Genomic DNA, 7,343 nt, shown 5'->3' on the forward strand with positions numbered 1-7,343 from the left:
TGAAGGATGTTCCGACCGTCTTAGGCGGCACCGGCGCGGAATGCAAACCGAAGCGACGATCAGGCGTAGGCGCGGCCTTCCTGCACGCTGAGAGAGGGCCGGGCCAGCGGTCCGAAACCGTGCCCGAGCCACCCCAGATCGGGGAAGAGCAACATCAGTTCCTGCCGCGCCTTCGGGACCAGATCGGATCTGTCCAGTTCACCCGCATGCAGGCTTTCTGTGGCGGCGCCATTGGCCGTGATGACGTGATGCCCATCCAACAGCAGGTGGTGGTAATCGACACCCGACGCGGCAGCTTCGGGACGTATCTTTTCGTCGTTGATCAGGGACTTGGCCGGGACCAGAACCTCGGATGCGCCGTGCAGCAGCTCGGCCTTCCAGCCATTGATCAGCATACGGTGCTGAGGAGAGACGACAAGATCGCGATCCGGCACACCCGGCGCAATCGCCCCTTTGTGAATTCGCACGGGGCGCATGTGCGGGTGAGCTGCCAGCCGTTCAGGCGTCATCCGGGTATGGCTCCGCCAGCGCAAGGGTTGCGGGCCTGCATCGCGGGTCAGGATAAGATCACCGGGTCTGAGGCTGGACACCTCGCGCGGCCCCGCGACCGTATCAATCAGGGTGCCGGGGGTGAAGCACAGGATCAGCCCGTCCTCGAATGTGACCACACCGATGCTTTCGTCGATATGGTTCATCTCTGAATCGGCCGATTGCTCTTCTTCGACAAAGACGCCAACGGTGCTGCTTGTCTGGCCGTCGATCATGACCGTGGCGGTGTTGCCGCCGTTGATCGTCTGGGTCTCGGCGACAACCACGCCCTGGGTGAAGGTATCGCCCAGGCTCAGCGTGTGCGTCGTGTGGTTGACCCCGTCAAAGACCGACGCCGTGCCGCTGCTGGCATCGCCACCGGCCTGAATGGCGATGTAGCCCACGGTTTCCGCGGCATGAATGCCGTCCTGACCTTCCTCTTCCTGAAGCCGCAGGTCAAAGCCGGACGCGGTGACGTTCAGCGGATCGCTGTCCACCGTGGTTGTGTCATTTTCCGACATGACCGAGGTCAGGATGACCGGCGGATCGGCAAAACCGCCCGCGAGGCTGACGGAACTGGTGGCATGGGTGGCGCTTGTCGTGCCCGCCTCGATCACCCGACCATCGGGCAGGGTATGGACCCCTTCCTCGATGGCAATCCAGTTGATCGTTTCCGTCGCCGGATGCGGGCCGTCCAGATACTCCCATTCCTCGATGATGAAGGTGAACGAGGTCGCATTGCCGTCGGTGTCGTAGGTGATGTCCGTGACACGCAAGGAAAAGGGATGCCCGCCATTGCTGGTGGCGCTGAGCGCGATGACCGGGTCGGTCAGCGGTTCATCGAAGGTGATGGTGATCGGGTCGTTCTCGCCCGGCGAATTCGTGGTGATACTGCCCGCTTGCCCGATGGCCATGGCCGGAATTGCCCCATACCGCTCAAAGATACCCCGCCTGGATCAGCGGGTTTTTCGCAAAACTAAGGGCAAATCTGGGCGAAAATGCGGCGGGATCAGCCCTTCAGCACTGTAAGTGCCTCGGCAAGATCCAGTGCCCCGTCATAGAGCGCGCGGCCCGAGATCGCCCCGTTGAGCGGCGCACCGCAGGACTTGAGCGCCCGCAGGTCATCCAGCGAAGACACCCCGCCCGAGGCGATGACGGGGATCGACACGGCATGGGCCAGTGCCGCCGTTTCCTCGATATTGGGCCCCTGCATGGCCCCGTCTCGGTTGATGTCGGTGTAGATGATGGCGGCAACGCCTGCGTCCTCGAAGCTGCGGGCGAGGTCGGTGGCGGTCACATTGGTCTCTTCGGCCCATCCCTTGGTGGCGACCATGCCCTTGCGGGCGTCGATGCCGACTGCAACCTTACCGGGGAAGGCGCGGGCCGCTTCGCGCACCAGATCGGGGTTTTCCACCGCGACCGTGCCCAGGATCACCCGCGCGATGCCCTTCTCGATCCACATGGCGATGGTGGCCAAATCGCGGATACCGCCGCCAAGCTGCGCCGGGACCGAGGTTTCCGCCAGGATCGCCTCGACCGCCGCGCCGTTCACTGGTTCACCCGCGAAGGCACCGTTGAGGTCCACCAGATGCAGCCATTCGCAGCCGGCGTCCTGAAACGCCCTGGCCTGTTCCGCCGGACGGTCATGGAATACCGTGGCCTTCTCCATCTCGCCCTTGTAAAGCCGCACGGCCTGTCCGTCCTTGAGGTCGATGGCGGGGTAGAGGATCATCTTGTGGGGCCTTTCGCGAAGGGGCATCTGTCGGCGCCCTTTTGCCGGAAGCCGCAGCGCTTGCCAAGGCAACCCAACGTCAGCCTTGCCAGAATGCCGCAGGCCCGGTCAAACTGCCCCCAGTTTCTGGGAGGAGATCACCATGAAAACCACGCTTATCGCCCTCGCCGCCATCATTGGCTTTGCCGGCATGGCCGCCGCCGACCCGATCGAGGGCCGTTGGCGCACCGCGCCCGATGACAACGGCAATACCGGGATCATCGAGGTCGTGCAGTGCGGCAGCAATTTCTGCGGCACGCTCATTCAGGCTTTCGACGGCTCCGGCGCGACGATGGAAAGCGAGAATGTCGGCCGCCAGATCATCTGGGATACCGCGCCGCGCGGGGGTGGGGAATATCGCGGGCGGCTCTATTCGCCGGACCGGGATTCGACCTACAATTCGCGGCTCTATCTCAACGGTGACACCATGTCTGTCTGCGGCCGTCTGCTTGGCATTCAGCGCTGCGGTGGCGACTGGACCCGCGTGAACTGACCCTGTTCGGGGTTGGCCGTGTGGCTGGCCCCGAACACCGACCACCCCATGTCGCTGGCCAGCCGCTCGATCGCTTCGGTGCCAAGCTGGGAATTGCCCTGCGCATTCAGCCCCGGCGACCAGACCGCGACAGAGGCCCGGCCCGGCACGATGCACAGGATGCCGCCGCCCACACCGCTTTTCCCCGGCAGGCCCACGCGGAAGGCGAAATCGCCCGACGCATCGTAGTGACCGCAGGTCATCATGATCGCATTGATCCGCCGCACCCGATCCGGTCCAAGCATCCGGGGCGTTCCCGATGCGCTCGTCAGGTACAGCCCCGCACGGGCCAGTTGGCGGCAGCTCATCTCGATGGCGCATTGGTGGAAATAGGCCCCGAGAGTCAGTTCCGCCGGGTTGATCAGGTTGCCGTAGGATTTCATGAAACTGGCCAGCGCCAGGTTGCGGTGCCCGGTGGCGGTTTCCGATCTGGCCACCGCGTCGTTGATGTGGATGTCGTCGTCACCCGCCGCGGCCCGCACGAAGCGCAGGATCTCGCCCAACAGTTCCTTCGGCTGATGACCTGCCAGAATGGCATCCGTCACCGCGATGGCGCCTGCGTTTATGAAGGGGTTCCGGGGGCGGCCCTTTTCATGTTCCAGCTGAAGGATCGAGTTGAACGCCTGCCCCGAAGGTTCCCGCCCGACCCGCGACCAGAGCTGATCGCCAAGGCGGCCAAGCGCGATGGACAAGGTGAAAACCTTGGAAATGGACTGGATCGAGAAGGGCAGGGCGCTGTCGCCCGCGCCAAGAACCTGACCGCCCGGAAGCGCCACGGCGATGCCAAAGCGGGCAGGGTCCACGCGGGCCAGTTCAGGGATGTACTGCGCCACCTCACCCCTGTCCATGCGGCCCGCCATGTCCGCTGCGATCCGGTCGAGGGCGTCCTGCAGGTCAGGCATCGGATCAGGGGTGCCAGTTCAGGAAATTGGAAATCAGCCGCAGCCCGGCGTGCTGGCTTTTCTCCGGGTGGAACTGGGTGCCCACCACATTGTCACGGCCCACGATGGCGGTGACCCGCTCGCCATAATCCACATGGGCCAGCAGATGCGCGGGGTCAGTGACTTTCATGTGATAGCTATGGACGAAATAGGCATGGTCGCCGGTGTTCAGGCCGTCGAGAACCGGGTGGGCTCGGTCGATCACCAGGTCGTTCCAGCCCATATGCGGCACTTTCAGCGAAGGGTCGGAGGGTTCGATCTTCACCACTTCACCGGGGATCCAGCCGAACCCTTCCACATCCTCGTATTCACGGCCCCAGCCCGTCAGCATCTGCATGCCGACGCAGATGCCCAGAAACGGGACACCACGGGTCTCGACCGCCTCAACCAGGGCCTCCTCCAGCCCGTCAATCGCCTGCAACCCGCGCCGACAGGCCGGGAAGGCGCCGTCGCCGGGCAGAACGATGCGGGTCGCCTTGGCGACGACATCGGGGTCGGCGGTGATCACGACCGCCCCATGCCCGCCCTCGGACGCCATGCGCTGAAAGGCCTTCTCGGCGGAATGCAGGTTGCCGCTTTCGTAATCCACAAGGACGGTGGTCATGGGTTACAGCGTCCCCTTGGTCGAGGGGATGGCATCGGCCTTGCGCGGGTCGGGTTCGACCGCCATGCGCAGGGCACGGGCCACGGCCTTGAAGGTCGCCTCGGCGATGTGGTGGCTGTTGAAACCGTGGATCTGGTCCACATGCAGGGTGATGCCGCCATGGGTGGCCAGCGCCTGAAAGAACTCGCGCACCAGTTCGGTGTCGAACGTGCCGATCTTGGGCGTGGGCAGATCCACGTTCCAGATCAGGAAGGGCCGCGCCGACAGGTCCAGCGCGGCGCGCACCTGCGCGTCATCCATCGGCAGGTGGCATTCGCCATAGCGCCGGATGCCACGCTTGTCGCCAAGCGCCTGAACCAGTGCCTGTCCCAGAGCGATCCCGGTATCCTCGACCGTGTGATGGTCGTCGATATGGTAATCCCCCTTGGCGCGGATCGTCATGTCGATCAGCGAATGGCGGCTGAGCTGGTCCAGCATGTGATCGAAGAAGCCGACCCCGGTCTGGTTGTCATAGGCCCCGGTCCCGTCGAGATTGATCTCGACGCTGATCTCGGTTTCGGCCGTCTGCCGGGAAATCTGTGCTCTGCGCATCGGGGGGCTCCGCCATTGTCGTTGCCGCCTTATAGGGCGATGCGCCGTCGCGGAAAAGGGCGCAAGGGCAGGGCCGGGGCGCGCGCGTTGCCGCCCCGGCCTGTTTCGTCACTGAAGGGTGATCTCGCCCACCATATCCTCAAGGAAATAGAGCTGGTAGGTGCCCGGCGTGCCAGCGCCGAGGAAGTAGAGGCTCAGGTCCACCGAGCGCGGGTCGTTGTCCCAGCTGATCGAGTTGGTCCATTCGATTCGCGGTGTGGAGTTCGACCCGCTCTGCGATCCGATCAGGGTCAGCGGCGCGCCATCCGGGCCGACCAGCGAGAACCAGGTGTTGCGCAGAAAGGCCTGGTTTTCCCCGGCCTGCGCATCGGTGTCGGTCGAGAAGGCGGGCGTGGCATCGAAATCGACCCGCAGCATCGTGCCCGTGGTGGGCGCCAGATGCCCCGGCACGTCGGTGCGGTTCATGTTCGTTTCCGCCGTCAACTCGGTCGCGCGGGTCAGGCCTGTGGGGGTAAAGGTGAAGGTCTGGCCAGGCGCAATGACAGGGCCGACCTCGACGGCAAGGTTCACCGGTATTTCCAGCATGTCATCATCTTCACCGATGATCAGCGTGGCGGTCGTCGCCTCGCGCGGCAGGTACCAGACACCGTTCAGGAAGGCCTGCGCGGTTTCCTCGGGGAAGTCGCGCGGGCGGCGTTCCGACATGGACCCGGCAGAGGGCGTGAACACCCCGTACCAGTCATAGCGCCCCTGGGCACGGCGGCCTTCCTCATCGCCGGGCAACATCAGGGTAATGTCGGAGGAGCTGTAGGAGATCCGGTCCAGATCGTCGCTCCATGCCACGTCGAAGATGGCGCGGATATAGAAGAAATGACCATCCGGGCCGCCAAGCACGTAGGGCGCGCAGCAGAATGATCCGGAATTTCCGGAATGGTCGACAAGGGTTTCGTAGCGGTAGACGCTCATCCCCGACAGGCTAAGCGGGGATTGGGCCAAGGCAGGCAACGCCGTGATCGCGGCAAGGCCAATGGATGCAAAGGCGGTCAAAAAGCGGGACATGGATGCTCCTCCTACAAACTGTTGATGCAATACAGCATGGAGTGTTCGAAACCGGGCTTGCATTTGCAAGGAAAAACACCTGTCATCGGTGATCTTGACTAAATGTCTGTTTAACACTATATATTTTTCGCATCCGTGATTCCCGGCATTTTTCCGCCAGCCGTCCATTTCAGGAGAGTTTCATGTCCCACTTCCGCTTTGTTTCGCCCCGCACCCTGATCCTCGCCGCAGGGCTGGCGCTTGCCCTGCCGCTGGCTGCTGCGGCGCAGTCGCATATGACGTCCACCTATGGCGACATCTCCGTCACCATCACCGGAACCGGCTCGATCAGTTCGCGCGAAACCGCGCGCGGGATCGAGGCGGTTCTGAACGAGCACACGGTGCTGATCACCAATAGCAGCGTCGTCGTCGATGGTCAGGTCTACAACGTCCAGCCGGAATCGCAGGTCGTGGTCGATGGCAATGACGGCTTTGCCGTGATGGTCGACGGGATCGACGTGATGATGATTGCCGAGATCGCCGGCCTGACGGCACGGGCCGAAGCAGGCGAGGCCAGCGCCCAATTGGATCTTGGCATGATCTATTGGGATGGTGAGGGCGTCGAGCAGGACTATGTCCGCGCGGTGCAGTTGTTCCGTCAGGCGGCCGAGCAGGGCAACGCGATTGCGCAATCGAACCTGGCCTACGCCTATTACAATGCTGAAGGCGTGGAAAACGACGACAACGCGGCGATGTACTGGGCCGGACTGTCCGCCGCGCAAGGCGATGAGGTGGCCATGCGCCTGGTGGCCTTCGGGCATTATCGCGGTCGTGGCTTCCCGCAGGACCGTGCCGAAGCCGCCCGCATCTGGGCCGAGGCCGCCAATCTGGGCGACGACTATTCCGCCTATAACATGGGGATTGTCGTGCGCGATGGCGATGGCGTACAGCAGGACGATGCGCTGGCAATCCTGTGGTTCGAACGGGCGCTGGAACTTGGCCATCCCGATGCCGCCGAACGCCTCGAAGAGATGCGCGCGCAGTAAGCCCGTGGAAAGACAAAAGGCCCCCGGAAATCCGGAGGCCTTTTTGATTGGAGCGGGCGATGAGATTCGAACTCACGACCCTAACCTTGGCAAGGTTATGCTCTACCCCTGAGCTACGCCCGCTCTCTTGAGGGCGGTGTTTAGGACGGGTGATCGGGGGCTGCAAGAGGAAATTTGGGGCACTGTCACAGGAAGATATCCAGCCCTGAAATCAGAAAGGCCCCCGGAAATCCGGAGGCCTTTTTGATTGGAGCGGGCGATGAGATTCGAACTCACGACCCTAACCTTGGCA

Annotated in this window: 8 protein-coding genes and 1 tRNA gene; 2 read left to right on the forward strand and 7 right to left on the reverse strand. The window is 63.4% G+C overall.

What is annotated here, in order from left to right; translation table 11 throughout:
* Positions 1-59 precede the first annotated feature (59 nt).
* Entirely contained in the window at positions 60-1,442 is a 1,383-nt protein-coding gene (locus tag RBB16_RS13925) for a Hint domain-containing protein (protein ID WP_306046749.1), read from the reverse strand.
* 95 nt (positions 1,443-1,537) lie between these two features.
* Positions 1,538-2,260, reverse strand: a complete 723-nt coding sequence (gene hisA, locus RBB16_RS13930) for a 1-(5-phosphoribosyl)-5-[(5-phosphoribosylamino)methylideneamino]imidazole-4-carboxamide isomerase (protein WP_306046750.1) — start codon at positions 2,258-2,260, stop codon at positions 1,538-1,540.
* A gap of 142 nt (positions 2,261-2,402) precedes the next feature.
* On the opposite strand from hisA, the gene RBB16_RS13935 reads away from it, so the two are divergent.
* Positions 2,403-2,792, forward strand: coding sequence for a DUF2147 domain-containing protein (locus RBB16_RS13935; RefSeq protein ID WP_306046751.1), 390 nt, complete (start codon positions 2,403-2,405; stop codon positions 2,790-2,792).
* Here the strand turns inward: RBB16_RS13935 and RBB16_RS13940 are convergent.
* The 4 genes from RBB16_RS13940 to RBB16_RS13955 all read right to left on the reverse strand — a co-directional run bounded on the left by RBB16_RS13940 (position 2,756) and on the right by RBB16_RS13955 (position 6,026).
* Positions 2,756-3,733 carry a glutaminase gene (locus RBB16_RS13940; protein ID WP_306046752.1) on the reverse strand — a complete coding sequence of 326 codons (978 nt, stop codon included), beginning with the start codon at positions 3,731-3,733 and terminating at the stop codon, positions 2,756-2,758. The genes RBB16_RS13935 and RBB16_RS13940 overlap by 37 nt on opposite strands.
* 4 nt (positions 3,734-3,737) lie before the next feature.
* Complete coding sequence (gene hisH, locus RBB16_RS13945) at positions 3,738-4,376, reverse strand: imidazole glycerol phosphate synthase subunit HisH (protein ID WP_306046753.1); 639 nt, start codon at positions 4,374-4,376, stop codon at positions 3,738-3,740.
* Between the two features lie 3 nt (positions 4,377-4,379).
* The gene (gene hisB, locus RBB16_RS13950) at positions 4,380-4,967 is read right to left on the reverse strand and encodes an imidazoleglycerol-phosphate dehydratase HisB (protein ID WP_306046754.1); all 588 of its coding nucleotides are present in this window, start codon (positions 4,965-4,967) and stop codon (positions 4,380-4,382) included.
* A 108-nt stretch (positions 4,968-5,075) separates the two neighbouring features.
* Positions 5,076-6,026 carry a hypothetical protein gene (locus tag RBB16_RS13955; RefSeq protein WP_306046755.1) on the reverse strand — a complete coding sequence of 317 codons (951 nt, stop codon included), beginning with the start codon at positions 6,024-6,026 and terminating at the stop codon, positions 5,076-5,078.
* A 182-nt stretch (positions 6,027-6,208) separates the two neighbouring features.
* On the opposite strand from RBB16_RS13955, the gene RBB16_RS13960 reads away from it, so the two are divergent.
* Positions 6,209-7,051, forward strand: coding sequence for a tetratricopeptide repeat protein (locus RBB16_RS13960; RefSeq protein WP_071690233.1), 843 nt, complete (start codon positions 6,209-6,211; stop codon positions 7,049-7,051).
* Between the two features lie 48 nt (positions 7,052-7,099).
* Here RBB16_RS13960 and RBB16_RS13965 read toward each other — a convergent pair.
* A tRNA-Gly gene (locus RBB16_RS13965) sits at positions 7,100-7,174 on the reverse strand.
* Positions 7,175-7,343 lie beyond the last annotated feature (169 nt).

It is taken from the genome of Nioella sp. MMSF_3534 (assembly GCF_030732985.1).
In the GTDB taxonomy this organism is placed as follows: Bacteria; Pseudomonadota; Alphaproteobacteria; order Rhodobacterales; family Rhodobacteraceae; genus Nioella.

Excerpts from the sequence above, each read along its gene's own strand:
- RBB16_RS13925 (WP_306046749.1), bottom strand. The coding sequence starts at position 1,442 with ATGGCCATCGGGCAAGCGGGCAGTATCACCACGAATTCGCCGGGCGAG.
- hisA (WP_306046750.1), bottom strand. The coding sequence starts at position 2,260 with ATGATCCTCTACCCCGCCATCGACCTCAAGGACGGACAGGCCGTGCGG.
- RBB16_RS13935 (WP_306046751.1), top strand. The coding sequence starts at position 2,403 with ATGAAAACCACGCTTATCGCCCTCGCCGCCATCATTGGCTTTGCCGGC.
- RBB16_RS13940 (WP_306046752.1), bottom strand. The coding sequence starts at position 3,733 with ATGCCTGACCTGCAGGACGCCCTCGACCGGATCGCAGCGGACATGGCG.
- hisH (WP_306046753.1), bottom strand. The coding sequence starts at position 4,376 with ATGACCACCGTCCTTGTGGATTACGAAAGCGGCAACCTGCATTCCGCC.
- hisB (WP_306046754.1), bottom strand. The coding sequence starts at position 4,967 with ATGCGCAGAGCACAGATTTCCCGGCAGACGGCCGAAACCGAGATCAGC.
- RBB16_RS13955 (WP_306046755.1), bottom strand. The coding sequence starts at position 6,026 with ATGTCCCGCTTTTTGACCGCCTTTGCATCCATTGGCCTTGCCGCGATC.
- RBB16_RS13960 (WP_071690233.1), top strand. The coding sequence starts at position 6,209 with ATGTCCCACTTCCGCTTTGTTTCGCCCCGCACCCTGATCCTCGCCGCA.